The 22,841-nt window shown below is 57.9% G+C and carries 36 protein-coding genes; 34 read left to right on the forward strand and 2 right to left on the reverse strand.

The features are described from left to right. Positions 1-121 precede the first annotated feature (121 nt). Entirely contained in the window at positions 122-1,177 is a 1,056-nt protein-coding gene (locus tag RQP54_RS17900) for a hypothetical protein (RefSeq protein WP_315679805.1), read from the reverse strand. A 405-nt stretch (positions 1,178-1,582) separates the two neighbouring features. Between RQP54_RS17900 and RQP54_RS17905 the strand changes: the two genes are divergently transcribed. The 9 genes from RQP54_RS17905 (at position 1,583) to RQP54_RS17945 (ending at position 6,361) form a co-directional block, all read left to right on the forward strand. Then, positions 1,583-2,095: a hypothetical protein gene (locus tag RQP54_RS17905; RefSeq protein ID WP_315679806.1), complete on the forward strand. Its 513-nt coding sequence runs from the start codon at positions 1,583-1,585 to the stop codon at positions 2,093-2,095. Between the two features lie 79 nt (positions 2,096-2,174). Continuing rightward, a complete protein-coding gene (locus RQP54_RS17910) occupies positions 2,175-2,765 on the forward strand; it encodes a hypothetical protein (RefSeq protein ID WP_315679807.1) in 591 nt (196 codons plus the stop codon). Positions 2,766-2,867: 102 nt separating this feature from the next. Further along, on the forward strand, positions 2,868-3,116 hold the full coding sequence (locus tag RQP54_RS17915; protein WP_315679808.1) for a hypothetical protein: 249 nt from the start codon (positions 2,868-2,870) through the stop codon (positions 3,114-3,116). Further along, positions 3,109-3,438, forward strand: a complete 330-nt coding sequence (locus tag RQP54_RS17920; RefSeq protein ID WP_315679809.1) for a hypothetical protein — start codon at positions 3,109-3,111, stop codon at positions 3,436-3,438. The genes RQP54_RS17915 and RQP54_RS17920 overlap by 8 nt, the downstream gene beginning before the upstream one ends. Positions 3,439-3,508: 70 nt before the next feature. Next, positions 3,509-3,796, forward strand: a complete 288-nt coding sequence (locus tag RQP54_RS17925; RefSeq protein ID WP_315679810.1) for a hypothetical protein — start codon at positions 3,509-3,511, stop codon at positions 3,794-3,796. 2 nt (positions 3,797-3,798) lie between these two features. After that, positions 3,799-4,044, forward strand: a complete 246-nt coding sequence (locus RQP54_RS17930; RefSeq protein WP_315679811.1) for a hypothetical protein — start codon at positions 3,799-3,801, stop codon at positions 4,042-4,044. Positions 4,045-4,046: 2 nt separating this feature from the next. Further along, entirely contained in the window at positions 4,047-4,532 is a 486-nt protein-coding gene (locus RQP54_RS17935) for a GNAT family N-acetyltransferase (protein ID WP_315679812.1), read from the forward strand. Beyond that, positions 4,513-4,863 (forward strand): hypothetical protein, encoded by a 351-nt coding sequence (locus tag RQP54_RS17940; protein WP_315679813.1) that lies wholly within the window; start codon positions 4,513-4,515, stop codon positions 4,861-4,863. Before RQP54_RS17935 ends, RQP54_RS17940 begins: the two co-directional genes overlap by 20 nt. Positions 4,864-4,936: 73 nt before the next feature. Beyond that, positions 4,937-6,361 carry a DNA cytosine methyltransferase gene (locus RQP54_RS17945; protein WP_315679814.1) on the forward strand — a complete coding sequence of 475 codons (1,425 nt, stop codon included), beginning with the start codon at positions 4,937-4,939 and terminating at the stop codon, positions 6,359-6,361. Positions 6,362-6,438: 77 nt separating this feature from the next. Here RQP54_RS17945 and RQP54_RS17950 read toward each other — a convergent pair whose 3' ends face one another. Continuing rightward, positions 6,439-7,023 (reverse strand): hypothetical protein, encoded by a 585-nt coding sequence (locus RQP54_RS17950; protein WP_315679815.1) that lies wholly within the window; start codon positions 7,021-7,023, stop codon positions 6,439-6,441. A 391-nt stretch (positions 7,024-7,414) separates the two neighbouring features. On the opposite strand from RQP54_RS17950, the gene RQP54_RS17955 reads away from it, so the two are divergent. The 25 genes from RQP54_RS17955 to RQP54_RS18075 all read left to right on the forward strand — a co-directional run bounded on the left by RQP54_RS17955 (position 7,415) and on the right by RQP54_RS18075 (position 22,690). Continuing rightward, complete coding sequence (locus tag RQP54_RS17955) at positions 7,415-7,741, forward strand: hypothetical protein (protein ID WP_315679816.1); 327 nt, start codon at positions 7,415-7,417, stop codon at positions 7,739-7,741. A gap of 89 nt (positions 7,742-7,830) precedes the next feature. Next, positions 7,831-8,349: a hypothetical protein gene (locus RQP54_RS17960; RefSeq protein ID WP_315679817.1), complete on the forward strand. Its 519-nt coding sequence runs from the start codon at positions 7,831-7,833 to the stop codon at positions 8,347-8,349. Positions 8,350-8,633: 284 nt separating this feature from the next. Next, entirely contained in the window at positions 8,634-9,494 is an 861-nt protein-coding gene (locus RQP54_RS17965; protein ID WP_315679818.1) for a hypothetical protein, read from the forward strand. Positions 9,495-9,753: 259 nt separating this feature from the next. After that, entirely contained in the window at positions 9,754-10,092 is a 339-nt protein-coding gene (locus RQP54_RS17970; protein ID WP_315679819.1) for a hypothetical protein, read from the forward strand. 73 nt (positions 10,093-10,165) lie between these two features. Next, positions 10,166-10,669 carry a hypothetical protein gene (locus RQP54_RS17975; protein WP_315679820.1) on the forward strand — a complete coding sequence of 168 codons (504 nt, stop codon included), beginning with the start codon at positions 10,166-10,168 and terminating at the stop codon, positions 10,667-10,669. Positions 10,670-10,742: 73 nt separating this feature from the next. After that, the gene (locus tag RQP54_RS17980; protein ID WP_315679821.1) at positions 10,743-10,955 is read left to right on the forward strand and encodes a hypothetical protein; all 213 of its coding nucleotides are present in this window, start codon (positions 10,743-10,745) and stop codon (positions 10,953-10,955) included. Between the two features lie 86 nt (positions 10,956-11,041). Beyond that, positions 11,042-11,371, forward strand: coding sequence for a hypothetical protein (locus tag RQP54_RS17985; RefSeq protein ID WP_315679822.1), 330 nt, complete (start codon positions 11,042-11,044; stop codon positions 11,369-11,371). A 307-nt stretch (positions 11,372-11,678) separates the two neighbouring features. Beyond that, positions 11,679-11,906: a hypothetical protein gene (locus RQP54_RS17990; RefSeq protein WP_315679823.1), complete on the forward strand. Its 228-nt coding sequence runs from the start codon at positions 11,679-11,681 to the stop codon at positions 11,904-11,906. Next, positions 11,848-12,342, forward strand: coding sequence for a hypothetical protein (locus RQP54_RS17995; RefSeq protein WP_315679824.1), 495 nt, complete (start codon positions 11,848-11,850; stop codon positions 12,340-12,342). The genes RQP54_RS17990 and RQP54_RS17995 overlap by 59 nt, the downstream gene beginning before the upstream one ends. Before the next feature lie 152 nt (positions 12,343-12,494). Further along, positions 12,495-12,836, forward strand: a complete 342-nt coding sequence (locus RQP54_RS18000; RefSeq protein ID WP_315679825.1) for a hypothetical protein — start codon at positions 12,495-12,497, stop codon at positions 12,834-12,836. Continuing rightward, positions 12,830-13,249 carry a hypothetical protein gene (locus RQP54_RS18005; protein WP_315679826.1) on the forward strand — a complete coding sequence of 140 codons (420 nt, stop codon included), beginning with the start codon at positions 12,830-12,832 and terminating at the stop codon, positions 13,247-13,249. Before RQP54_RS18000 ends, RQP54_RS18005 begins: the two co-directional genes overlap by 7 nt. Positions 13,250-13,333: 84 nt before the next feature. Beyond that, on the forward strand, positions 13,334-14,137 hold the full coding sequence (locus RQP54_RS18010) for a hypothetical protein (RefSeq protein ID WP_315679827.1): 804 nt from the start codon (positions 13,334-13,336) through the stop codon (positions 14,135-14,137). After that, positions 14,131-14,379: a hypothetical protein gene (locus tag RQP54_RS18015; protein ID WP_315679828.1), complete on the forward strand. Its 249-nt coding sequence runs from the start codon at positions 14,131-14,133 to the stop codon at positions 14,377-14,379. The genes RQP54_RS18010 and RQP54_RS18015 overlap by 7 nt, the downstream gene beginning before the upstream one ends. Further along, a complete protein-coding gene (locus tag RQP54_RS18020; RefSeq protein WP_315679829.1) occupies positions 14,376-14,660 on the forward strand; it encodes a hypothetical protein in 285 nt (94 codons plus the stop codon). The genes RQP54_RS18015 and RQP54_RS18020 overlap by 4 nt, the downstream gene beginning before the upstream one ends. A 245-nt stretch (positions 14,661-14,905) precedes the next feature. Then, complete coding sequence (locus RQP54_RS18025; RefSeq protein ID WP_315679830.1) at positions 14,906-15,286, forward strand: hypothetical protein; 381 nt, start codon at positions 14,906-14,908, stop codon at positions 15,284-15,286. An 85-nt stretch (positions 15,287-15,371) separates the two neighbouring features. Beyond that, a complete protein-coding gene (locus RQP54_RS18030; protein WP_315679831.1) occupies positions 15,372-16,031 on the forward strand; it encodes a hypothetical protein in 660 nt (219 codons plus the stop codon). Continuing rightward, positions 16,028-17,014: a hypothetical protein gene (locus RQP54_RS18035; RefSeq protein WP_315679832.1), complete on the forward strand. Its 987-nt coding sequence runs from the start codon at positions 16,028-16,030 to the stop codon at positions 17,012-17,014. The genes RQP54_RS18030 and RQP54_RS18035 overlap by 4 nt, the downstream gene beginning before the upstream one ends. A gap of 764 nt (positions 17,015-17,778) precedes the next feature. Further along, positions 17,779-18,081, forward strand: a complete 303-nt coding sequence (locus tag RQP54_RS18040) for a hypothetical protein (protein WP_315679833.1) — start codon at positions 17,779-17,781, stop codon at positions 18,079-18,081. 1 nt (position 18,082) lies between these two features. Beyond that, the gene (locus RQP54_RS18045) at positions 18,083-18,613 is read left to right on the forward strand and encodes a hypothetical protein (protein WP_315679834.1); all 531 of its coding nucleotides are present in this window, start codon (positions 18,083-18,085) and stop codon (positions 18,611-18,613) included. A gap of 19 nt (positions 18,614-18,632) precedes the next feature. After that, positions 18,633-18,902, forward strand: a complete 270-nt coding sequence (locus tag RQP54_RS18050) for a hypothetical protein (RefSeq protein WP_315679835.1) — start codon at positions 18,633-18,635, stop codon at positions 18,900-18,902. Further along, complete coding sequence (locus tag RQP54_RS18055; protein ID WP_315679836.1) at positions 18,899-19,078, forward strand: hypothetical protein; 180 nt, start codon at positions 18,899-18,901, stop codon at positions 19,076-19,078. The genes RQP54_RS18050 and RQP54_RS18055 overlap by 4 nt, the downstream gene beginning before the upstream one ends. Positions 19,079-19,180: 102 nt before the next feature. Beyond that, entirely contained in the window at positions 19,181-19,651 is a 471-nt protein-coding gene (locus RQP54_RS18060) for a hypothetical protein (protein ID WP_315679837.1), read from the forward strand. Positions 19,652-19,907: 256 nt separating this feature from the next. Further along, positions 19,908-21,797, forward strand: coding sequence for a DUF4942 domain-containing protein (locus tag RQP54_RS18065; RefSeq protein WP_315679838.1), 1,890 nt, complete (start codon positions 19,908-19,910; stop codon positions 21,795-21,797). A 224-nt stretch (positions 21,798-22,021) separates the two neighbouring features. Then, entirely contained in the window at positions 22,022-22,414 is a 393-nt protein-coding gene (locus RQP54_RS18070; protein WP_315679839.1) for a hypothetical protein, read from the forward strand. Further along, the gene (locus RQP54_RS18075; RefSeq protein WP_315679840.1) at positions 22,415-22,690 is read left to right on the forward strand and encodes a hypothetical protein; all 276 of its coding nucleotides are present in this window, start codon (positions 22,415-22,417) and stop codon (positions 22,688-22,690) included. Positions 22,691-22,841 lie beyond the last annotated feature (151 nt).

Here is a 22,841-nt window from a genome sequence, read left to right on the forward strand (position 1 = left end):
TAGGGTGGTTTTTTTTTGCCCAAAAAAAACGCCTCGACTAGCGAGGCGGTCAAGACTGCGGGTGTTCAGGGAGGATAAACACCGACTACAAGGCAGTCGATGGGATTATCGCAAAAAGACTTCACCTTGGCGTGGCCAGGTGGATGTGAGCCTGTCGGTGTACGAAGTCACGAAGAAGGAGACCCAGCTCAGATCGAATGGTTGCGATTCGGTCGGAAACAATCTTGCGAGCCATTGAGTCGTCCAATGGCTGCTCCATGTTCGAAGCACGAAGGAACTCAATTGCGAATGCGAGTGTTCTCGCGGGTATGACAGCCGCCTGTATGGCACCAGAACCATTGATCCTCGAAATGAGCATTTCGATTGCCTCTGGGGGTAGCGTTTCCCCACGGGCATAGCGCCAAAGTGCATCTGGTTCGAGATCAGCGCCGGCACGAACAGCAAGGCGGGAAAGATCGGGTGCCTGGAAGATCCTTGCAACGCTTTCAAGCCAGTTTCTATACGGGTGCGCAGAGGCTTCGGCCAATTGCCAGATGCTGGGTGGCGCTCGGGAAAACGAATCCTTGTGGCGGGATATGAAAAAGCTGATCGCCACTGCCACCATGCAAGCTCTGTCGACAAGAGCGGCCTCAGGTGCCGCAATGTTGCATGCCTGCGAGTTCCACCAGTCTTCGGAGCGAGTGATGGTGTTCGCACCACAGCACGGACATGGAGTGTGCAAGGACCGAAGAAACAGCATCAGCCTATAGGCAGCGCCTTCGATCACAGATACCAGTCGAACAAGGCTCGAACTGGCGGGGTCGCGCAATATGGCCGCCAGATGTTCAAGCAGAACATGATCGCCTCCGCACTTCACGAGAATTGATCCGAGCGAGCGAGGGCTCTTCACGTGTCCGCGAGCGAAATTGCGCAGGTTGCGGAACTCAACGTCTCCCAGTTCGCGTCGCACCAAAGCCTCGAAGGAGGATCGACCAAACACAATGGCCGCCAATACGTTGACCGAGGGGGTGGCCGTCAAACATGGAGACAAACCGACGGCGGACTTGAACTGGCGCAGTTCGCGGGAAATGGTGACGTCCCAAAGCGGAACGGGCAATGCCTCGAATAGCGGCAGCTCACGATTGAACGGTGAAATTTCCATGTTTCCCAAGTACAGCGGCAGCGCCGCCAGCAACATTGACCTGCTGTCGGTGCGATGCCCTGAGTTCTGGGGCTACCGATCGCAATCAAGGAGCATTTTCATGGCAAAGAGTAGCAGTGGTGGCGGCAAGAGCGGTACACAAGGCAACAGGGGCGGACAGGGCGGAACTCCAGGACCGGGCCAGGCCCGTTTCCCTGGTTGGCCAGCAGGGCACACCGCCAAGGGGCCTTCCGGCAATGGGCGCTACAACGGGCCAAAGAGCCGGTGAGTGCCTGATCGGTTCAGGTTGGGCCTGAAACATTGCCAGAGCCTCAAATTTCACCGAAAATGGAGGCTCTTTCAGGCACCAGCTTTGCGCTGATGCAACTCATATCCAAACCCACCAAGGGAGCTATCCCGCGGTGCGGCGCGTAGTTCCTTTGGTTTTTCCACAGGAACTGCATGTCTATCAATCCCAAAGATCAACAAGAACTGGCTGTACTCGTGCTGGCCATGAAGCGCGACGTTCTGGAAATGATCCGTGACGGCCAGGTGCCGCTGGACGTTCAGAACTTTTCCCAGTTGCATGACTACTGCGATGCCAACTGCCTCGGCGGTTTGTGCACCGACCAGAAGTTTGATGCACTGGTTGCCAAGTTCGGTGGCCGCGATGCTGATGACGGTATGCCGCAGGGCATGCTCGATTTCATCAACGCGGCGCAGAACACCATCAGTGAATGGGTTCAGGCCGGTGGGCACACCATCTTGGACAAGCTCCCAGCGAAGGTCAAAAGCCAGATCCAGGACACCCTCAGCAACAACGATGTCAGTGATGACGCCCAAATTGTTGAGTTCTGGGTCAGTGAGTGTGGAATTGCGCTGGAGGCCGCCAACATGGCCATCCTCTTTCGCGCCAACCACCTGACCGATCCGCTGTACCAGTTCTTCTCGCATTCCGAGCTGCAAGGCGACTAAGCCGCAGCACTCTTCAACCCACCCGGGGCAGCAACTTGCCCTTGGGGTGGGGGCCGTCCTGGGTAACCACGTAACAACGATGAATTACCCCCAAGACAACGTTCTCGTACAGACCAACATCGGCGCAGCCTATCGCCACAAGGGAGCCTGGTACATCTGGGATCTCCACAACGGGCGTGGCTCACGTCACAAATACCCCGACCAGAAGCTTTTCAAGCACTGGGAGCCGCTGGTGGAAGAAAGCTGGATGATGCTGCCGACGGCAGACCATTTCGCCGTCCGTGAGCGCATCAGTGAATGCGGCATGCTGGGCATCGACGAACGCATGAAGCTTCCAAAAAAGGTAGGCTGGTTTCGGCCGATCTACTACTACCTCCCCATCCTGGGGAGCGTCATTGCTGTTGCGCTGTGCCTGTTCTTGGCGAAGTCGATACAAAGCACTTTCTACCAATGGGCTGCGTTGTTGTGGCTACCTGTCATTGGACTTCAGTGGCGTACTGCCAAGCGGCAGTACGACGACTGGATGTTCAACTGGCAGATGCTGCAGGTAGCCGAAGAGTTCAAGGCTGCTGTGGCTTTTGCGAGCCAAGTGGATTGGGACGAGTCGTGGTGGCCTGAATGGCCGCTCGAAGAAACCCCAATCACACTGACAACTGGCGCATCCGCGTAACCCCCACCTCGCACTTGCTTTTCGAGCTGGTGCCCATTCATTGACCCGCCCGGGCTGCAATCAGCCATGGGGCTGGCAGTTCCGGTTTTCTCAGGACTTTTCATGAAAACCTACATCATCTTCATGCCGGAGCAGGACCGCCCCGGAACAGAGCATTACTTCCGCAACTACGAGAAGCCCGAAGCCTATGGCATCGAGGTTCGGCACTTGACGCCGCGCCACGACAAGCACGGCTACGGTTTCTCCGTGCGTAGCCAGGGAAAGCGCTATCGCGGCTACATCTCGGGCCAAGGAGATTGCATCGTGCGCCTGGGCCGCCAACCCGTTCGCCGGGGAGGTGCCCATGTCTGATGCCAAGAGCCTGCTGGTCGCCGAGATCCGCTACCGCCAGTCATTGCAGCAATGCCAAGTGACGCTCACCCAGCTCTCCAAGCGCCTGCGGGCCATTGGTTACCGCCTTGATCGCGATGGTGACTGCCGAGCCCCGGCCCGGTACATGACCGGCGAGCGGGCAGGGCAGAGTTACCCCGCGCTGTCGCTGCGTCCGGTGCAAATCGACAACGGCCTGTCATGGTCGCATGTCGATGCACGCCGCGATGCCAACTTCGAAGCTTTGAAACAACTCCGCGACAGCTGCTATGCAGTCGTTCGTGGCGCGATTGCAGAGCTTTGATGTCCTACCCCCTCAACCCGGTCTTTCCGGCCCCTGTTGGGGCTGGGAAGGCCTTACAAACCGATTCAACATGACCAACAACCAAACACCCCCTGATCAGGGGGCCACGCCTGCAGCGCAAGTGCAGTCATACCTCCTGCGTGACCATATGGGAAACATCGGGGGCAAGCTGCATTTCTACGCGAGCAACTACATGCACGAAATGCTCACCTACGCCATCGATGCCTACGGGTTCCTGATTGGCCGCAATGAGCGTTTGTCGCCTGCACAGTTCATCGAACGCATCCGTCGTACCTACGACTGCGAAGGTGAGCCGCGCAACAAGGCGGTCGTGGATGCGCTTGCCCAGCTGGTGTGACCATGACTCGGGAAGACACCGTACCACGGACCGAGCAGGCCCCGGCCCGCTGGGTTGATGCCAAGGATGTTCGCGCTGGCGACACGCTTTGGTTCGGAAATCCGCGCCATACGGTACTCGTTGAACGTGTCACTCAGGCACGCAGCAACGGTGACATCGGATTGCACGGCAACAACGACACCTGGTCGGGCTTCTACAAGCCCGACAACCGCGTGCGTATCGCGGTGACGCCAACCCAAACGGGCTGACCATGCCAGAACGCAACCTGTACCAGGCCATGATGCATGGCGGCTGGGCGCGACTGGATGCTCGAACGCATCCGCGCGCCTACCAAGATGCTGCAGGCACGCGCTACGGGACACTGGAGAAAGACGGCGTGCGTATCGCACTGTCACTGAACCGGTGTCTCGGTATCGAGCGTGGTGTCGTTATGGTCTACCAGAGCGACCAGGAGCCACCCGAAGCTGTCCTGATGGCACTGATAGTCGATCCTGAACGCCGCAAGGCGGGCAGGGCGACGGCGGCGCTGCAGGAACTGATAGCGGCGGCGGATACCTGCCAAACCACGCTCTACCTCGAACCTGTACCGATTGAAGACAGGCCCCTTCCCGCACTCGCGCTGGAAGGGCTTTATCGGAAATTCGGATTCACAACACTGGGAGACAGCTGCAGCGTCATGATACGGGCCGCAGTTTTCCAAACATCCTCAAACAGCAATGAACACATCTATCAATGACACCATCTTGGTATGCGAAGAAGCGGGGCAAGCAGTTGTCCGCTTTTGCACGGCGCAAGAAGCCAAGCAAACCGCCGAACACGCCATGAGCACAGGCGCTGCCCCAGTGACCTACATCACGATTGACGGGGTTAAGGCGGAATTGCTGGTCACAGTGACAAACCTGGGCGAGCGCGTGCAATCGGCCAAGCAGTATTTGCAAGAGCACATTCGGTTGCGCGAGGTACTGGACAAGCACGGTATCCCGAACGACCCGGCGTTGCGCAGCAAGATCCACGTGGCCTTCAGGGACTACACCAGGGACTCGCTGCGCCAGGCCTTGGCCCGGTAGCGCATCGAGCCATTTTCAACCCCATGGGGATGCTGTCCCCTGGGGCTGGCATCTCCATCCATCGGAGATTCCCATGAAAAAATACCTTGTCCGATCCATCGGCGAGAACAAGGGCAAGCCTCGCATCTTTCTGGATTCACTGCTGCTGTCCGTCGCTGGGTTTCTACCCGGCAAGACCTACAACCGCACAGTGAGCCAGGAAGGTCAGCGAATCACCCTCACGGTGTGCCCCAACGGCACCCACGTGGTGTGCCGCAAGGAAAAGGCCGGGACGGAGATTCCCGTCATCGACATCAACAGCGCCAAGGCGCTGGCCCCATTCGAGGGAATGCAGGCTGTACGCGTGGTGGTGATGGACAACCAGATCCTGATCCTTGCGCTGGCAAGCGAGGTCAACCGCAAGGAGCGCCTGCAGCGCCTGCAGAAGAACCTGGATGCAGGCACCGTGACCACCGCTGGCATCAGCTTCGGTGGTGGTGTGCTGGACCACGCAGCGCATGCGGGTCTGCACGACGCCGGAATCCACGCCAATCTTGCCTTTGCCAACGAGATCGATGCGGACTTGCTGGAGCATGCCAGCACCCACAACGACATCTGGCGCAAGGACACCATCGGGCTGGCCGCCCCCATGCAGGAGCTGGTGCAGGATGCTGCTGCCATGCAGAGACTTCCACAAGTCGATGTGTTGTGCGCAGGCATTCCCTGCTCAGGAGCGTCCCGCGCCGGCAAGGCCAAGCGGGGGCTGGACATGATGGAAGCCCACCCGCAAGTGGGTCACCTCGTGGCCAGTGCCTTGATGGTCATCAATCGCATTCAACCAGCGGTGGTGGTCATCGAAAACGTCGAGCTCTACAGCGACAGCGCATCCGCCCATATCCTGCGCAACCATTTGCGCGATAGCGGCTACGTGGTGCGGGAAACTGTCCTTGATGCCTCGGAATTCGGTAGCCTGGAGGCGCGTGTCCGCTGGTTCATGGTCGCAGCCAGTGCCGGTATCGACATCGATCTGCAGGATCTCGCACCGAAACTCAAACCGGTGCGAACGATGGCCGAAATTCTGGACCCCATCGGGCCGGATGCACACGACTGGCGCACCTTTGACTACCTCAAAGCCAAGGAGGTGCGTGACGCCGCCAAAGGCAATGTCTTTGCCATGCAGACGGTTTCGCAGGACAGCACGTCCTGCGGGACACTGCGCAAGGGCTATGCCAAAGGCGGCAGCACGGACCCGTTGTTGAAGCACCCAACCGATCCCGATCTGCTGCGGCAGTTCACGGTAGCGGAGCATGCACGCATCAAGGATGTCCCAGAGCAGCTGGTCGCCGATCTGAGCAAGGTCGATGGCCATGCATTGTTGGGGCAGGGTGTTGCCTACAAGCCGGTGCGGGCGCTTTTTCGACGCATCGGCGAGGGCATCACGAACTGGCATCGTCAGCTCGCTGCGCAGACATCCACCCAGCGCACGCTGGGCTATGACTTGCAGCTTGCTACGGGCTAGAGGCTCAACAGGCCAACCACTACAAACCACCCGCTTAGCCTTTGGGCGATGCAGGGTGGTTTTTTTTTGCCTGCGTGCTACTGTGGCTCGGGATTCTGGGCTTCGTACAGCGCGATCTGACGAACGGCTTCGGCCTGGGTGATGCCCGATGCATACACCACCGGTTCCTCGTCAGGGCGGTTGCTCAGCTGGATCAGGTCGAACAGCCCATCGCGGCGCATCCTCGGTACTGGCCGCGCCATGATGGCAATCCATGCACTGAGCTTGCGCCGGGCCAGCGCGCGGGCATCGTCGAGGGTGTCGGCAACACCGTAGCCGGTCGAGCGATCCCACGCGCCGCCGTCCAGACAGCGCACGTCGTACTTGCCGTCATCCCGACTGAGGATAAATGGCCGACGCCAGAACCTATCCAGTTCGGCCTTCGAGCGTTCCTCATTGGGGCGGTTGTCGAAGTTGGGCGGCAATACGGGGTCCAGCGGGATCTCATCGCCCTCGGCCGCATTGCGCTCACCATTGGCAAGCGCGATCGCGCGCCAGTCCTGATACCCCTCTTGCACGGCGAGTGCGTCCAGCGCCTGCATGTATGTGGTGGTGGGGGATACCGCTTGCTTGGCTTCCCGCTTGATGCGGTTGAGTAGGCTGTCGGTAGCGGGTTTTCGCATGGCATCGATCTCCTTGGCCAGGAATGCGCCCGCTACATCCTCGCCGTGGAGATGATGAAGAAATTGTGGCTATCGCGTCGCAACACGTTTGCCTCGCGGGCGGCTGGCACTAGCGAGGTGCCGAGGCGACATTGTGCAACACCTGCACGGCATTTCGCTGGATACCAAGCCACCGTTGGGGGATAATGTGCGTTCTTTCCGCTGCTACCCGCAGCGTCACTCATACAAAGCCGAAATTGCCGCACCGGCAGCTTCCCTGGGACTTTTCCAAACCTCCCAGATTTGCACGCCCGGAATGTGACCCAACCAGGTCATAGCTTCCAGAGCGACGTTCCCCAGCTGAGTTTTCCGCAGCACTGCTTGTGCGACGACTCTTTCCACTCCTTGACCCATGAAAAAACACATTGCCATGCTCGTGCTGGCTCTGTCGTGCTGCTTTGCTGCAGCACAGGAGCCCGAATACAAACCGTACTTCGTCTCAGCCATCCTGAGGCTCACCGGCTCAGAAAACACCCTGCGCATCGTGCAGGGGATGGTGGTTGCGTCGGACACTGCCAATGCCCAGATCGTGTTCACCGTCATGGCCACCAAGCAGTTCCCGCAATACATCGTGATTGATGTGCTGCCCAGCACGTTCGAGCAGCTGTTCAAGACCCTCAGTCCTGAGCAGAAGTCGCTTGTTACCCCGCCTGCCAAAGATGGAGGCAAGCCCTCTTGAGTAGCGACCTTCTTTGGGACGCTTCAACCACCAACCCGGACGGGCCCAGCCCTCCGGGGCTGGGTCTGTTCATCAATCGAAAGAACACCATGAACAGTACCACTGTCGAAACCTCTGAAGACGTGTGCGCGAACATCGTTCGGTCGGCCTTGCAGCACTATGGCTGGGCCCCGTGCGATGGCGTAGCTATTGCCAGCAAGACGTTTGCGACGGCCGTGGGCCCCAAAGTGGCCTTGGCCTATCTGCAGAACTACGGCAAGGACACCCAGAACTACCATCTGGCCGGCGACTACCAAAGCGAAGGCAGCAACATCCTGGAAGCGCAGTTCGTCTTGCTGCCAAAGACCGCGAGCGAAAGCACGCTGAAGGATCTGGCCAAGCAGTTTGCAACCAACGTCGCCAAGACCGTCGCCGCGTCTTACGCGGGGCGTTTGCTTCATCCGTCCCTCAAACCAGGAAAATTCGGTACCGGCCCCAACGGTCTGCCAGCCATCGAATGGTGGCGCTACGGCGAAGCTGCGGTAGGGGAACCTTCCGTGGTCACCGTCGTGCGCGAGTACCCCACTGATTCAGAACGACTGCAAGCGCTGGAAGGTACTGCCTTCTGAAGTCGCTCATCCAAAAAAGCCACCCGATTGAAACCGGGTGGCTTTTTTGCTTTGTACGCGCTGAATCGATGGCATCAAGCGTTGTTTGCCTATTTTGTAGGCATCGCCACCAAAACGTTGTGTGACATAGGGTTTGCGCTATTTGCAGCCTAGTTATCCCCACCGACAGTGGATATCTTCGCTAGAATTTGTGCGCTTTCCATCCCTTCGCGGGACACTCATATCTTTCAACCCTTCGGGACCAGTTCCCGGTGGGACAAGGTTCCGTTTTTTGTGGAGCCTTTATGGAAACCATTCTCACAATTCTCGAAGCCAGCACCATGGTGCTTGGTTTCATGGCTGTGCCGGTAGTCGTCATGTTCCTGCTCGACTTGGGCGGGTGGCGTGACTTCTTCACTGGCGCGTCATTCAAAGCCAGTTCCTACATGATGGGGATTTCGCTCAAAGCACTGCGTGCCACAGGGCCCATTGCTTTGGTGGTTTCCACCATGATTGAGCAGGGAACCAAGCTCAACCAGATCCGCGCGCTGAACTGGCATTACCGACCCATCGAAGTCACCTGGTGGCTGGACGCGTTCGGGTTCATGGTGCTGGGTCTGGCCGCTTGTGCCTACGTCGTCATCCGTCGGCGTACACCGTGTCTGAAAGTGGGCAATATGGCTGTTGAATTTCATCGCGCCGATGCCTCTAAGGTGGAGGTGCATGTCAAACGCAAAAGCTGGTGGTCTTTTCATGCTCTCGGGCAGATGGCACCAGCCAATGCCGTGAACTTGTTGCCGCAGCAACTATGGAAACATCAGCTTGCACCAGCGTTGGGCGCCGCACTGCATCCGACCACTTTGTTCGACTTGCAGAATCTCGGGATCAAGCGCATTGAGATCTATTCGCCGCTCCTGAATTCACCTCGATACAAGGATCTCCAAAAGCACTTGGGGATCGTTGTAAACGGGTTCGGGGTCAGCTATGAGACATTCCGGCTTGCCCTCACGGAGTCCGTGATTCTGCTCGTTGTGTGGCCGTTGACGCGGTTTGCCTGGTTGCAAGAACACGTTCGCTGGATCAAGGACCAGTCCTTGCTTGTGGATCGGGTCAGCTTCGCCAAAGGGATTCGTCCCCAATGCAACGGGCTCGTCGTCAGACTCTGACGCCACTGGATTTCTGGTGACGCATCTGGTAAATTTGAGTTTCTTTCAGCGACTTCTGTCGCCCGCTCTCACGCAGAGCAACTCATACTTTCCCTAGGCCATAGGTTTCTATTGCCTGTCACATGCAGCCGGTTCCCCGACTGCTTCCCCTGACCACGCCTGTTCGATTCACTTCGAGCTGCCGCATGGTTTCTTCAACCCGGATGGGCATCACGTGCCCACCGGGCATTGGTGTCTTTCCATTTTTTTGGACTACACCATGACCACAGTCATCGAAATCGGTACCGTGCCGAGCAACGAAATGTCCCCAACCGGGGACATTCAGGCAGCGATCGTTGCTGGCGTATTCATGCGCCAGCTCAATCGCCAAGTTCCCCTGCAAGGCGGGATGCGCTACGTGGTCATGCAACGCATGGCCAAGAAACCCTGGCTCTCGGTGGTGTTGACGTCCAACGTCAACTCCTGGGAGTCCGCTGACATCACTATGGAAAAAGCTTCTGCTGCTTCCATGGTCGAGAAATGGGACGAAGAAGCGCTGCTGGAACTCCAACAGCACGGATTCGCCCCAAGCCCCGCTCAGACTGCAATCGCAGCCTGATTTCACCCCCCCCCGCCTTCACCCGACTCCCCGGTCGACAAGGCGGTTTTTCACCCTCGAAAGGAACCTCACCATGAAAACCGCAAAGTCTGTCATTTCCAACATCGTTTTGATGGCATTGTTCTGTATCCCGGCGCTCAGCTGGGCGCAGAACATCAGCCTCAACAGCGTGTTCGACTCTGACAACCGTCAGAGCGGCGTTTATCGCCGTAACGACGCCATGAACGAAGGGCAGATGGAAATCTGCCGAGTCGTCAAGGCCCGGACGGTGCAGCTCGAAGCCGGTAACACGGCCAAGGCAATCGCAACCGGCGCTGGTGGCATCCTCGGGGGTGCCATTGGCAGTCGCAGTGCCAATGGAATGACACCCGAGGCAACTTTGGGTGCCATTTTTGGCGCTGTCGTCGCAAACGCTGCCGTCAACAAGATCTCTTCTTCGGAAGGGCAGGAGTTCTTCCTCAACTGCAACGGTCGTGCAACGACTGTCGTACAGGAGGCTGACGGCACACCGCTGCCCGAACGCGGCACGGAAGTCTTCATCCAACGTGTTGGTGGTCGCTCCCGCGTCGTGATCTAACTACTTCATCCACCTCTGGCCCGTTACCTCATCGCAAGATGGGGGCGGGCCATTTTTTTGTCCAAACACACCCATGAAAAACCACATCGCCTACATGCTGCTGGTGGCCTTCGCGGTCAGCGCTGCAGCCCAAACCACCACGTACACCGAAGAGGGTGGCGCGGTGATCGTCATCAACCAAACCACTGGAGCCCTGGTCAGCGAAAGCAATAGCACGCGGACGGCCGCCAGCATTTGCCCACGCAAGCCAGCCGAAGACAACCACCCTGGACATCGCCCTGTGTAGACTCGGCATCCGATCAAACCCGCTATGCGGGTTTTTTTTCGTCTGTACGGTGTTTACTGTATATTCGTACAGTGCTATTCGACATGATGCGAGCGAGGCAAGATGGGGTGGTGGTGCCGCGGCATAACGCCGGCATGCTGCGTGCTGTGCGCGGCACATTCCTGCTGCGCGATGTGCGTGATACGCGGCTCAATCGGCATGTCCGTACCGCCATGTTCCATTGTCAGGATGGACAGATCCTGCGCCTGAGCGACGCTTGTCTGGTACACGCCAGCGCCGAAATGCTCGTCATCAATGGCTTTGAGCAGGGCACCAATGCGGGATGCCAGGTCGTTGACTACGCCCAGTCATGGATTTTGATGGAAGTGGAAGGGGAGGGTGCGCAGCCGTCGATGGGGCCTGCTTTCCCGAGATAGTGTGCGCGGATTTACAGCGATGCCGCGGCTCGGTAGAATCAAGTCTCTTTCAGGCGCAAAGCCTACGGCACCACACGGTGCAACTCATACAGCCGATTTGCTGGTCCTGCGCCAGCTGCGCATCGACCGACCAACGGTCTTCCCCATAACCTCTGCCCAGGGCGAACAAACGCCCACCGGGCCTGCGTTCATCTCCTTGGGCCTCACCAGGAGAAAAAATGCTGTGAAAGGCAAACAACGACCCCCATGGGTCACTGCTGCAAGGGCAACACTGGAATCTTTGTCTTCACGCGCGTATCATTGGCGCATGGAGTCCAAGATCATCCGAGCCCAACGCGGTAAACCCGCAACCAAGCACACGACCACCGACGGTGTCGTGGGCTATGTAGCGCCCGACGTGCCCACTGCGGCACTGGAAGGCCTGCTCGGCAAGCTGCTCGCAAAGGCAGTTGATCTGAAACCACAAGGAAGCTCCAATGACCACGCAACCACAGCTGGTGCGGGGTGCACTCCTAAAGTGTCTGTTTCCATTTGAGGACAAGCCGGATCTTCCCGGCAAAAGCCCTCACTACTGCCTGCTGGTTGAAAGCTACGAACACGAAGGCAAGACCTTCCTGATCGTGGCCTATGGGACATCCAAGCTCGATGCTGCGCTCCAACGCGCCCATCCTGTGCTGGACATCCCGACCAACCTGCTCAGCGGTAGCGCCATCGACGCGAACCAAGGGGTCATCCACATCCTGTGCGACCACCTGGCCATCATTCCGTTCGATAGCAAATGGGTGTACATGAACTTCAGTGCACGCCTGGGCGTTTTCAAGCCCGAACACGCGATGCAGCCTGCCCGACGAAACTTGCGTGAGCGTTTCGAAAGAGCCGAGCCTGTCATCCGTGCTGCTGCGATCAGTCTGTTGCGTGAGTTCCTTGCCACGCGCAAGGTAGGGCTCAAACCCGGCGCACGACTTCGCTGACCACTACAACCCGCCTCGCGCGGGTTTTCAATTGGGCTGCAGCTCAACCACAGGACCGAACTTCCGGTCCCCATACAACCACTGCCTGGGGCAAACACATCGCCCCACAGGCATGTGATCATTTGCCTCGGGCTTCAACACGGAGTCCTTCCATGAGCAGAACATGGATTACCCCCACCGAGAAGATCGCGCACTTGTCCAAATGCGACGGCCACCTCTACCTTGAGTTCACGCAGCATGGGGTTCCCATGACCTATGTGGCACCCGAGAAAACGGAGGAGCTGTCGCCCCAACTTCTGGAACAACAACTGCGCGAATTCGAACTGGCATGCCGCGCCGCCTCACTGGTGCTGAACGAGCAACAAACCGCCCATATGGTCGGTCTACTCAACCAAGCAGCGAAGGCCCATGAATACCGCATGGAGACGTACCGTCGTCGCGCAAACCAACTGGCGACGGAGGACATGTTCCGGAAAGCGAGTCAGGCATGCTGAATGAACACGACCTTCTTGGAGCGCTCGATCATCCAGCCTACCACCAGCAGATCAAGCTGCGCTGGTACAACGGCCGGATCAACGTCTTCCAGGCGGTGACGCCGACCGATGCCGCCAAGGTGTTGCGTCGGCTGAAACCGACATGGACCAAAGACGAACACGCGTCGTTGGCACAGCAGCATGCAGATGCCGCTGACCAGCATGAGCGTGCCTGGAGCCAACTGGTTGACCAGGCTGCCATCGAAACGTTCGGGCGCCCCTACCACATTACCGACTACCGCATCTCCGGCATCGCCTGTGATGAGTTCTCGGAGCCAATGAAGCAGGCCTTGCGTTTCGCCGCCCACGCGCGGACGTACCATCGCCAGCTGAGCGGCGCGCACGCCTGCGCTTCAGGCCAGCGCCGTCGCTGAATTGCGATAGCGACACATCAACTTCAACCCGAATGGGCACCTCTGCCCACTGGGGGATGTGCCCCTCTCTCCCCAAGGACCAACATGAACAACAAAATCCACCCAGGCCTGGGCGTGAAGACGCTCCAAGGCGAACTGGACACGGATGACCACGGCGCCGAGCGGCACACGCCGCCTGGCACCTGGGGCCACATCCAAGCCCACAACCATGGCGACCATTGGGACATCACGTTCTCCAACGGCGCATGGGTGGTGGTGACTGAGGCTGAACTGGCCGACACCACCCAGTACGTGCTGCGCCAGCCCCAAACGCTGGAAGAGTGCGCGCTGGCGCTGCAGTACGGCAACGACGTACTGCAGCTGACGATCCTCGACGATTGGATGATGCCGTTCACCCAGGAAGTCGCCGGCAACCCGCAGCAGGTGCTTTCGCTCATTCGTGAACTGAACGACACCAAGCAGCAACTGCAATCCCTGCAGGCCGCCACCGATGGCAGCGCCCAACCCGTAGAGGGCTCGGCGAATGCGTCGATGGCGCCTGCGCAGGGCAAGGCCAAGGTCAAGACCGACATGGTGTTTGCAGACCAGCCCGGCGAACACGGCATGCTGTGGGTCAACCTCTGCCTACTGGAAAACGAACTCGCCAAGCTGCTTGCTGCATCACCAGAAGGAACCCGAGCCATCAATGGGCACGAGGTCTGGTTCCTGAAGGAAGTCGATGGCGAACTCGTTCTGATGCACGGCATGCTCGATGGCGACGAGCCCAAGGAAATCACCTCCCGATTCGATTTCGATCTGGAGTGGGTGGACTATGGCGTTGACGAGCTGCAGGCCTACAACCGGGCGCTATCGGAGACGATCACGCATTTTGCCCCTCAGCCATGCTGACCAAGGAGCAAGCCCACGCGATCGCGCAGCAGTTGAAGGAGTGCCCGTTCTGCGGCCTCAAGCCGACCCCACGAATCCATGGGGCAGGTGACAAGGCCGTCAACCCTTCGGCACGCTGCGTGACACCGGACTGCATGGGTGCAAAGATGCCGTCGATCAATCTGGACGTCCCCAATGATGTGCACGGGTGGAACACCCGCACACCCCCCAACGGAGCAGGCCACCGGCCTGAATCACAATGACCTACGACGAAGCCAAAAAGCAAGCCGACGGGCTCTGGACAAGCTGTCGCGCGACCGGCAAGAGCCTCAACGATTTTCTGGCGAAGCATCCCAAAGGCCCCATGGGGCTGACACCGGATGCGGTCAAAAAGTTGCCCGAGTACATCGAGCTCAAAGCGGCCTACGACCGGGCGGCCCAGGCACTGCGCGCGTTCAACACGGTCTACCCCAAGCGGTTTGCCAAGGAGATCCGTGCAGAGCGTCGAGCCAAAGCCGAATCGGCGGCAAGTGTTCCCGCCTGAGACCTCCCACCACCCCAAGGCTCCCCATTCGGGGAGCTTTTTTTTTTGCCTGTTTACTGCCCGTGGGGGGCTGGCTACAATCAAGGCTCTTTCGGGTGCAATGCCCACTCCCCATTGGGGAACTCATATTTTTCCGGTCGCGCTTTTAGCCGACCATTCACCAACTGCCCAGGGCGACATGCTTGCCCTTGCGGCCAGTAGTCTGACTTGGGCCTTTTTCTTCAATGCAAGGACCTCGTACAGTCATGAAATCGCTGTTCAAAACGCCTTTTGGCACCTACGCTTTTCACTTCAACGGGACACCCATCACCGGGTTCCTCAACAGTGAAAACACCACGCAGCAGTACAACCCGAACGACCACGCGTCTGCCAAGATTCCCGAAAGCTACGGCTTTACGGTGGTAGACACAGGGGGGCAGTGCACCGCCTGGCACCAACCGTTCGACCTCGACGGTCGCCAGGTCTACATGCGCATCACCGATATGGATGGTCTGACCCATGCCATCGAGCCCACGGAGCGTGTACTGGTTGGCGTGTATGACCAAGACGGGCAGGAAATCGCCGGATGGGACCAGGTCAACTGGCCGCTTGACGAGCAAAACCCGCCGCGCATCTGCCACTTCTAAGCGACCCAGTCGCATTCTCTCAACCGCCCTGGGCGCAACGTCCTGAGCGGACGCGCGCCTTGGGCCTCTTCTTTTTGAAAGCCCTATGAAAGCAACAAACCCAAACCCCTGGCGTGTCATGACACGCATGGGGGCGTCTGCACAAGACTGCTGGCACACGGACGGAGATCAGGCCGCGACTTTTGCCAGTGAAGTGCTTGCATGCACCGCAGTCATTGACCATGTCGCCCGAAGCGCACGGGCCGTTGCCAAAGGCATGATGGCCGATGCGCCAGGTCTACAGGACTTCTATCTGGCACACGAAGACGGTACGGAGATCGAGGTGCTTTCCCCTGCGATGCCACACGCATCCTTCAAGGAATACACGTACTTCAATGCCGCTGGTGGAACCACGCGCGTATCTGCGTCTATCACTGCCACTCTCTACAAGGCGTTCCATGACGACGAAATAGGCTGGGTGTTCCATGGCTACCCAGTTAGTGCACAGGAGCAAGCCTTACTGCGCGAAGGCACCAACCAAGCTGCCGTGCTGTTACTCACTGAGCATGCTCTGCTGCAAAACGACGCCGGCGCACTGGTGTTGCAACTTGCACAAGCAGCGCAAGTCATCACAACACCTGACGGATTCACGTTCAAGCGAAGCGGCAAGGGGTGGAGCGATGGCGACATCACGGTAAACATCGATCTGGCAGAGTTGCAAGCCTTGGGGGCGGAAATCGACTTGCTGCAAGGGGAAGTACGGTGAACGCCGTCGTCGCAGCACATGCCCATAGGTCAATGCCGATCGGGCAGAGCAACGCAAGTCTTGCCGACGGCATGGTGATGCGTGCTGGCATTCCACAATCCGGGGGACGCCTGACGTTTCACGCCTTTGACGAAGGCTATCCGGTGATGGTCTCTGCCAGTGCATTCTGGAATCCGTCCAAGGGGTGTTTCCGCATCCCGGAGGCAACCAATTTGTACGAGCTCGACCTGGCACTGGATTCGGCCGGATTCACCGCCATGAAGCTTTGGAAGGAGAAGGGCTCGACCAATGGCATCGGCAACGTGTTCCCGTGGTCGTTCAGTCAGTACATCGAATTGGCCTGTTCAGTAGGTGCCAATTGGTGGTCCCAGCCCGACCTGTGCTGTGAGCCCGAGATAGCCTGCAGTCAGGAAGAGATTGACTACCGCGTCAATGCCACAGCAACCCTGCTTGAAGGGGCGTTGCGCGTGGTTTACCACTGGCAAAACGAGTTGGCCAAGACGTGTTCACCTTCGGTGGTTGGCAACATGATTCGCCCGCCCGTTCCTATCATCCAAGGATGGAGCGTATCGGACTACCAGCGCAGTCTGGATCTGCTCATGCAGGTTTGGAGCCGCTGGGAGCCTTGGCTTGCAACGCCGAAGCTCATCGGAATTGGCTCGGTATGCCGGCGCAGCCTCAAACATCCCACCCATGGACTGCACGCGATCCTGGCCGGTCTGGAAGGCCAGTTACCAACTGGTTCACGGCTTCATCTTTTCGGGGTGAAGGGTTCATGCCTGTCGGAGTTGAAGATGCTTGACTGGGTGGCCAGCGCAGATTCAATGGCTTACGACTTTGGCGCGCGGGTCCAAGCCCACCGGGGCGGGTTTTCGAACTCGGTGCAACTGCGTACCCAAGCGATGACGCGATGGATGCAAACGGCGGCCGACAAGTTGTTGCCCGCAGCGGGTGATCAATTCCGGCTCCCAATGTTCAACTGAACCAGTAGGTTCGACATCAAACGCAAAAGCCACCATTCCCTGCAAGGGGAGCGGTGGCTTTTCGCATTTCTTGGCTTTGCGGAAACGCGTCTATGCCACTGGTCAGCAGAACGTGGCGTCGCTACAATGAAGCTTCTTTCGGGCGCAATGCCCAATCCCCATAGGGGAACTCATATTTTTCGGTCGAGCGCTAGCCGACCATTCACCAACTGCCCAGGGCGAAACAGTCGCCCGCCGGGCCTGTTTCATTCCTTGGGCTTCTTCCAACAGGAGAACCAAGATGTTTCAACGTCTAATTCGCAAGGTGTTCGCCACCCACTGCCAAGAATGTCACGAAGTGGCAGTTCCTTTGTGGCGGCCAACATGCGCGTTCTGTGACCATGGAGAAGGGCGCATTCAGCAATGATTCCCCGTATTCAACAGTCCAGAGAGCCGATGCCGGACTGCGCACACATCGGGGAACTTCCCGGCGTCTATCTAAGACCTGAACGGCATTCCGCAGTTCAGTTCCCCTCCATGTTGCTCAGCCAGCGGTGTTTGCACCAGGCGGCAAACGCATTGGAGGCCGCACTGAGCCAGCTATACGCCAAACACAGCATCGCAAGTGTTGATTGGTATATCGAGCGCAGCCTTGGGCTCGATGTGCAGGGCCGAATCGCCTGGTGCAACCAGGACATCACGGACGCCGTAGTCCCATAACCATCAACCCATGAGGGGCCACGCTGCCCTCTGGGCAGGGCTCTTCGAACTATGAAAGCACTGAAATGGAATCAATCCAAGAAACACCTCGCCGCATTGAAAGTGGCATGAAATCGCGCTGCCCGCAGCGTGGTCAAGTTGAACGTTTGTACGCTGAACGGGAGCGCTATATCGATAGTTGCGATGCGCGCGGGCACTTCAGCCTTGAGAACATTCACGAACTCGATCGTCTGGGCCGCGTCAAAGTGGCTAGCGACCATTGGGAGCTTTGCTCGGAGGATGCTCGCGCCGCTTTGCGCAACGATCCCCACCATCAGGTGCGGTCAAGCGCCTTGATCAGCGCCAGCTCCAAAAGCGGAGGCCAATGACATGAACCGGTACAGCTATCTCATCTTGGTCGAAGTGCCTGCCATGGGAACAATGCAAGACATCGTGGCAGCCCTGCAAAGAGGCTACGACGACGGGCATGCAGAAGGGCAGTTCGAGGTCATTGTGACTCACGAACCGGGCTATCTGGTTACCTTCCTGCGTTCAACCGCAGAAGATGACATGAAATACCTGCAAGATCGCATGCGCGAAGGCGCTGAGAACTTGAGCCAGGCCGCTATGCGCCAACTCGGTGCCGAGCTCAATGGGACGGTGGGAGACTCTGCCAAACCGATTGTGGAGGCGTTGCTCGAAGGGGATGCGCAGATCATCGACTTCAATGGCGTCTTGAAGCGCGTGCCGATCGTCAGCATCTGTGGCGCCAAGTCGATCAGTGACGATGATCTGTGCGCGACCTGCAGCCACTGCACCTATCGCCCTGGTGAATTGAGCTCCTGCGCCTTGAACTGGCCAGGGTTCGAAAATAGTGATGGGTATGTGGAAGAATGCCCATCCGCTGACCCAAAGGGATAAAGGGAGAGATAGAGCAACGATGAGCAATCACAACGACAAGACCTGGTGGAAGCCCATTGTCCATTTCGTGACCCATACGTTCGTCGGCTCAGTGATCTTCGTGATCATTGCATTGCCGGCCTATGGATTGGGTGAGTTGGTCCATTGGCTCAAAGCCCATGGATCGTCGGAATACGTCGTGGGTGTACTCACTCTACTAGAGTATGGTATCGTCACTATAGACGCGATCCTGCTGTTGTGGCACTTGGTCACCACAGGGATTACTGCCATGAAGGAGGCTGATCAATGAGCAAGTTTCTGCGAGAAGTCCAGTTGGCGGCCCGCGAGGCGCCGCGCGTGTATTTTGCGCCGCTGGTAGGCGCGGCCAAGGAAATGCAGCGCCAGGTACGCCTGATGTCCGCTGCGCGTCGCCTGCCGACACACCCCAACCAAACGCGAAAGAACGTGACGCACAGTCACGGCTGACACACTGTCTGAAAAGCCTCCGCACCGAAAGGGCGGAGGCTTTTTTTTTGCCTGTTTACTGCCCGTGGGGGGCTGGCTACAATCAAGGCTCTTTCGGGTGCAATGCCCACTCCCCATTGGGGAACTCATATTTTTCTGGTCGCGCTTTCAGCCGACCATTCACCAACTGCCCAGGGCGAACATTCGCCCATCGGGCTTGCGTTCGTTGCTTGGGCTTCTTCAACAGGAGCAAGAACAGTGGACCTCAACTCAAAACAGTCACTGGCATATTGCCATCTGGACTGGCCCAAACGATTGGCGATCATGAATGATCTGGAATCCGTCAATTCGGTCATGTATCAAGGATTCGTCGGCGATGGGTTTACCGCCGCCATCGGAAGAGGGGCGTTGGCTAAAACGAATGAGCTGATGGAGAAGCACGGCTTTGCGCCGCGCCATGCCGTCACATTTCCGCTTGGCAGCGACCAACCAGCACAGCATCTGCGCCATGACGGAGTGCATGCCAAGGCCTGCAACTGGCTGCTGTGCACCTACACACCAATTTCCTCTGCGTTGCCAATCACCGATCGGTGATGCGGTAGGGGGAGTCATCAAATCCGCCCTGAGGGTGAACATTGCCCAACTCGGGTGTGGTTCATACCTTGTACTCGCAATACAGGATCACTATGAGACTCAAGAAATTCGAGCTGACTTGACTCGCGAAGCCGCCGCCTAGCGCCGCCCGCATCACGGCGAACTCTTTGACGCACGCCGTTCGGCGCGCGCCGACTTATCACCCCAACGGGACCAGCATCCCGAGGGGTACTGGTCCCATTTTTCCAATGGAACCATGGACTATCAACACTACCCAACAGGCGAGCACACGGCCGCCAGAATGTGGGCCAAGTTTCAGCGCCCAGTGCGCCATCTTTGTGACCCCAGCGCAGGCAGGGGCAACCTGATCCGTTACGCCCGCGACGGTTTCAGTGGTCTCAGCGACGAGCAAATTCCTTGGGTTGCAGCGACTGAGGACACTGAAATCTCAGTGGGCCGCTATCGTGAACGGATTCGCACCTACGCGAGGCAAAAATTTGCAAACCTCGACGAAGTGTCCGCAATCGAAATTGATGTGCAGCATCACCCGGCACTGAACGAGCTGGGCCTAAAGATTCTGGGCTACGACTTCATGGATGTCCGTTCACTGGCCACAGTGAGCCACGTCATCATGAATCCACCGTTCGCCTATGGCGCAGCCCATGTGCTGCATGCTTGGGATTTGGTGTATGACGCAGAGATTGCGGCCATCATCAATGCTGAGACCATTCGCAATCCCTACAGCCAAGAGCGCCAGCGCCTTGTCAAACTCATTGAAAAGCACGGCTCGGTCGAGTTCCTGCAGGACCAGTTTGTTGACGATGTGGAGCGCACTACCACTGTAGAAGTCGCGCTGATCTACCTGGACAAGACACCGGTGCGCTACATCGACATCGAAAGCATGACGGCGGGTCTGCGCGAAGGCGACAACCAGTTTGAGGCGATCGATGCTGGAATGTGCACAGCCTTGGCGTTGCCATCCAACTTCATCGAAGACACCTGCTTTCGTTTCAAGGAAGCGGTCGTTGCAGCACGGCAGGCCAGTGAGGCGCAAGCCCTGGCCGACCGTCTACGCGAAGGCCTGGGCATGACATTGGAGGATATGCAAGCCAAGGGCGTAGGCAACGATGTCCGCAAGGAGATCGCCACCGTACGCGATGCGGCCAACAAAGACTTCAAGACACGCTATGACGATCTGAAGAAGAGAGCGTGGGCGCAGATCATCCGCTCGTCCTTGCTCACCGACAAGCTCAGCAATCAGGCACGCAAGAAGCTTGAAGCCTCTGCGCAGGACATCTACAAGTTGGAGTTCAGCGCGGCCAACATACACGGCTTCCTGCGTGGCGTGATTGAGTCCATGGGGGCGATCTACACCGATATGGTGTGCGACCTCTTCGACACCATCATGGAGCGATCTTCCGACAACGTGGTGTTCTACCGCAGCTGGAAGTCCAATCAGAAGCACAAGATCGGCATGCGCATCCGCAAGACGCGCTTCATCATCCCGAGAATGCGCGTCGGCTTCGGCGGTGGTCTGGATTACGACAATGAGCGATTCCTCGCTGACGTGGACAAGGTGTTTGGCTACCTCCATGGGATCAATGGTCCCTACATGGATGGCCTGGTGCCTGCGCTGCGACAAGCAGAGTTGCGACGCAGTGATCGCATCCAGTCGCGCTTCTTTGATGTGCGCTACTACAGCGGAACCCAAACCATGCATTTCTACCCGAAGTCAGCCGAGGTGGTCGAAAAGATCAACCTCTTCGTGGGGCGGATTCGGCAATGGCTGCCACACGATGCGCAGGAGGCCAACGAAGACTTTCAGCGACAGTATGACCAAGGCGAGCAATTGACCAAGGAGTACATGGAAGCCTACCGAAATCGGCGCGGTCAGGATTGCCCAGCATGGAAGCTCCTCAAGGAGATCAGGGGCACAGATGATGGTGATCACTTTGACCTCGACAAGTTCGATGCAGCAATGGCCAACATCCATGCAGCGAAGAACATCCACTGTGGGGCGGCCATTGGGACCAACACCAACAAGCACCTTCCGATGATTGCTCTGCAGCCGCACACCGAACCAGCATCGATTCCAGAAGCTCAAACACACTTTGTGTACGACATTGAGCCTTTGGAGATGAGCTGAAGCCACTCCAAATGGGCCCCCACGGGGGCCCATTTTTTTTGGCTGTTTACTGGCTGCAGGGGGCTGGCTACAATCAAGGCTCTTTCGGGTGCAAAGCCCACTCCCCATTGGGGAACTCATATTTCATCGGTCGAGCGACAGCCGACCATTCACCAACTGCCCAGGGCGACTTGCTTGCCCCTGGGGCCAGTAGTCCGTCTTGGGCCTGAACAAGGAACCAACGGATGGAAAAATTCACCCCACAAGGCAAAGCAGCTATCGAGACGATTCTGCGGTGCATGCAAGAAGCTCATGCTGCGTTTAACAACCTCAGTGCTGTTGAAAACAAGGCTTGCTATGACTTCCACAATGAGGGGGCCTCCCTCAACCACTGCATACGCTGGGGACTGTCTGCCGCAGAAGAGATTCATGCGGCTATTCAACCTGGCGTCAACACAAAAACGTGGTCAGTCAAACTCCTCATGGAAGACCAAACGGAATACCAATGGTCTGGAGAAGCTGATGACACCGATCATGCTGAGGGATTGGCAATCGCTGAAGCGAATGCGAAAACCCGCCAACAGGTTTATGAAATTGTTAGCGTCACTTCACCTGATACGGAGCGGGCTTCGGTCTGAATGAAAATGCTGGAAACGACACAGAACACCATCAAGGCAATCGAGGGATACCTGGCTAGCAAGGCAGACAGGGGCGATGAAGTCGCCGCTGGCTTGCACAAGCTGTTGACGCCTTTGCTGAATCCTCACCAGTTTCTTTCTGAGCTTCGCAGCGAAGGGTATGCGGTTGTTGTTTTCTCGCCTGACGAACTCGGAACTGCAACCGCAAAGAGCCTGGAAAATCGACTGGCCGAACTCGGTAACGAGGTGACCACTGATTTGCAGGAACCCTCTTGAAGTAGATAGCCCGGATGGGTACCTGGTGCCCCTAGGGTGCAAAGCCCACTCCCCATTGGGGAACTCATATTGCATCGGTCGAGCGACAACCGACCATTCACCAACTGCCCAGGGCGACTTGCTTGCCCCTGCGGCCAGTAGTCCGTCTTGG

This window comes from Curvibacter sp. APW13 (assembly GCF_032337135.1).
Taxonomy (GTDB): domain Bacteria; phylum Pseudomonadota; class Gammaproteobacteria; order Burkholderiales; family Burkholderiaceae_C; genus Allorhodoferax.

What these genes read in the sequence shown, in the direction of transcription:
- RQP54_RS18055 (WP_315679836.1), top strand. Translation starts at nt 18,899, where the DNA reads ATGAGCAAGTTTCTGCGAGAAGTCCAGTTGGCGGCCCGCGAGGCGCCG.
- RQP54_RS18045 (WP_315679834.1), top strand. Translation starts at nt 18,083, where the DNA reads ATGAACCGGTACAGCTATCTCATCTTGGTCGAAGTGCCTGCCATGGGA.
- RQP54_RS17905 (WP_315679806.1), top strand. Translation starts at nt 1,583, where the DNA reads ATGTCTATCAATCCCAAAGATCAACAAGAACTGGCTGTACTCGTGCTG.
- RQP54_RS18075 (WP_315679840.1), top strand. Translation starts at nt 22,415, where the DNA reads ATGAAAATGCTGGAAACGACACAGAACACCATCAAGGCAATCGAGGGA.
- RQP54_RS17975 (WP_315679820.1), top strand. Translation starts at nt 10,166, where the DNA reads ATGAAAACCGCAAAGTCTGTCATTTCCAACATCGTTTTGATGGCATTG.
- RQP54_RS17990 (WP_315679823.1), top strand. Translation starts at nt 11,679, where the DNA reads ATGGAGTCCAAGATCATCCGAGCCCAACGCGGTAAACCCGCAACCAAG.
- RQP54_RS17960 (WP_315679817.1), top strand. Translation starts at nt 7,831, where the DNA reads ATGAACAGTACCACTGTCGAAACCTCTGAAGACGTGTGCGCGAACATC.
- RQP54_RS17985 (WP_315679822.1), top strand. Translation starts at nt 11,042, where the DNA reads ATGCGAGCGAGGCAAGATGGGGTGGTGGTGCCGCGGCATAACGCCGGC.
- RQP54_RS18015 (WP_315679828.1), top strand. Translation starts at nt 14,131, where the DNA reads ATGCTGACCAAGGAGCAAGCCCACGCGATCGCGCAGCAGTTGAAGGAG.
- RQP54_RS18060 (WP_315679837.1), top strand. Translation starts at nt 19,181, where the DNA reads ATGCCCACTCCCCATTGGGGAACTCATATTTTTCTGGTCGCGCTTTCA.
- RQP54_RS17920 (WP_315679809.1), top strand. Translation starts at nt 3,109, where the DNA reads ATGTCTGATGCCAAGAGCCTGCTGGTCGCCGAGATCCGCTACCGCCAG.
- RQP54_RS18030 (WP_315679831.1), top strand. Translation starts at nt 15,372, where the DNA reads ATGAAAGCAACAAACCCAAACCCCTGGCGTGTCATGACACGCATGGGG.
- RQP54_RS18025 (WP_315679830.1), top strand. Translation starts at nt 14,906, where the DNA reads ATGAAATCGCTGTTCAAAACGCCTTTTGGCACCTACGCTTTTCACTTC.
- RQP54_RS17945 (WP_315679814.1), top strand. Translation starts at nt 4,937, where the DNA reads ATGAAAAAATACCTTGTCCGATCCATCGGCGAGAACAAGGGCAAGCCT.
- RQP54_RS17955 (WP_315679816.1), top strand. Translation starts at nt 7,415, where the DNA reads ATGAAAAAACACATTGCCATGCTCGTGCTGGCTCTGTCGTGCTGCTTT.
- RQP54_RS17950 (WP_315679815.1), bottom strand. Translation starts at nt 7,023, where the DNA reads ATGCGAAAACCCGCTACCGACAGCCTACTCAACCGCATCAAGCGGGAA.
- RQP54_RS18065 (WP_315679838.1), top strand. Translation starts at nt 19,908, where the DNA reads ATGGACTATCAACACTACCCAACAGGCGAGCACACGGCCGCCAGAATG.
- RQP54_RS18020 (WP_315679829.1), top strand. Translation starts at nt 14,376, where the DNA reads ATGACCTACGACGAAGCCAAAAAGCAAGCCGACGGGCTCTGGACAAGC.
- RQP54_RS17930 (WP_315679811.1), top strand. Translation starts at nt 3,799, where the DNA reads ATGACTCGGGAAGACACCGTACCACGGACCGAGCAGGCCCCGGCCCGC.
- RQP54_RS17925 (WP_315679810.1), top strand. Translation starts at nt 3,509, where the DNA reads ATGACCAACAACCAAACACCCCCTGATCAGGGGGCCACGCCTGCAGCG.
- RQP54_RS17935 (WP_315679812.1), top strand. Translation starts at nt 4,047, where the DNA reads ATGCCAGAACGCAACCTGTACCAGGCCATGATGCATGGCGGCTGGGCG.
- RQP54_RS17980 (WP_315679821.1), top strand. Translation starts at nt 10,743, where the DNA reads ATGAAAAACCACATCGCCTACATGCTGCTGGTGGCCTTCGCGGTCAGC.
- RQP54_RS17995 (WP_315679824.1), top strand. Translation starts at nt 11,848, where the DNA reads ATGACCACGCAACCACAGCTGGTGCGGGGTGCACTCCTAAAGTGTCTG.
- RQP54_RS17900 (WP_315679805.1), bottom strand. Translation starts at nt 1,177, where the DNA reads ATGTTGCTGGCGGCGCTGCCGCTGTACTTGGGAAACATGGAAATTTCA.
- RQP54_RS17910 (WP_315679807.1), top strand. Translation starts at nt 2,175, where the DNA reads ATGAATTACCCCCAAGACAACGTTCTCGTACAGACCAACATCGGCGCA.
- RQP54_RS17915 (WP_315679808.1), top strand. Translation starts at nt 2,868, where the DNA reads ATGAAAACCTACATCATCTTCATGCCGGAGCAGGACCGCCCCGGAACA.
- RQP54_RS18050 (WP_315679835.1), top strand. Translation starts at nt 18,633, where the DNA reads ATGAGCAATCACAACGACAAGACCTGGTGGAAGCCCATTGTCCATTTC.
- RQP54_RS17965 (WP_315679818.1), top strand. Translation starts at nt 8,634, where the DNA reads ATGGAAACCATTCTCACAATTCTCGAAGCCAGCACCATGGTGCTTGGT.
- RQP54_RS18010 (WP_315679827.1), top strand. Translation starts at nt 13,334, where the DNA reads ATGAACAACAAAATCCACCCAGGCCTGGGCGTGAAGACGCTCCAAGGC.
- RQP54_RS18005 (WP_315679826.1), top strand. Translation starts at nt 12,830, where the DNA reads ATGCTGAATGAACACGACCTTCTTGGAGCGCTCGATCATCCAGCCTAC.
- RQP54_RS18000 (WP_315679825.1), top strand. Translation starts at nt 12,495, where the DNA reads ATGAGCAGAACATGGATTACCCCCACCGAGAAGATCGCGCACTTGTCC.
- RQP54_RS17940 (WP_315679813.1), top strand. Translation starts at nt 4,513, where the DNA reads ATGAACACATCTATCAATGACACCATCTTGGTATGCGAAGAAGCGGGG.
- RQP54_RS18040 (WP_315679833.1), top strand. Translation starts at nt 17,779, where the DNA reads ATGGAATCAATCCAAGAAACACCTCGCCGCATTGAAAGTGGCATGAAA.
- RQP54_RS18070 (WP_315679839.1), top strand. Translation starts at nt 22,022, where the DNA reads ATGGAAAAATTCACCCCACAAGGCAAAGCAGCTATCGAGACGATTCTG.
- RQP54_RS17970 (WP_315679819.1), top strand. Translation starts at nt 9,754, where the DNA reads ATGACCACAGTCATCGAAATCGGTACCGTGCCGAGCAACGAAATGTCC.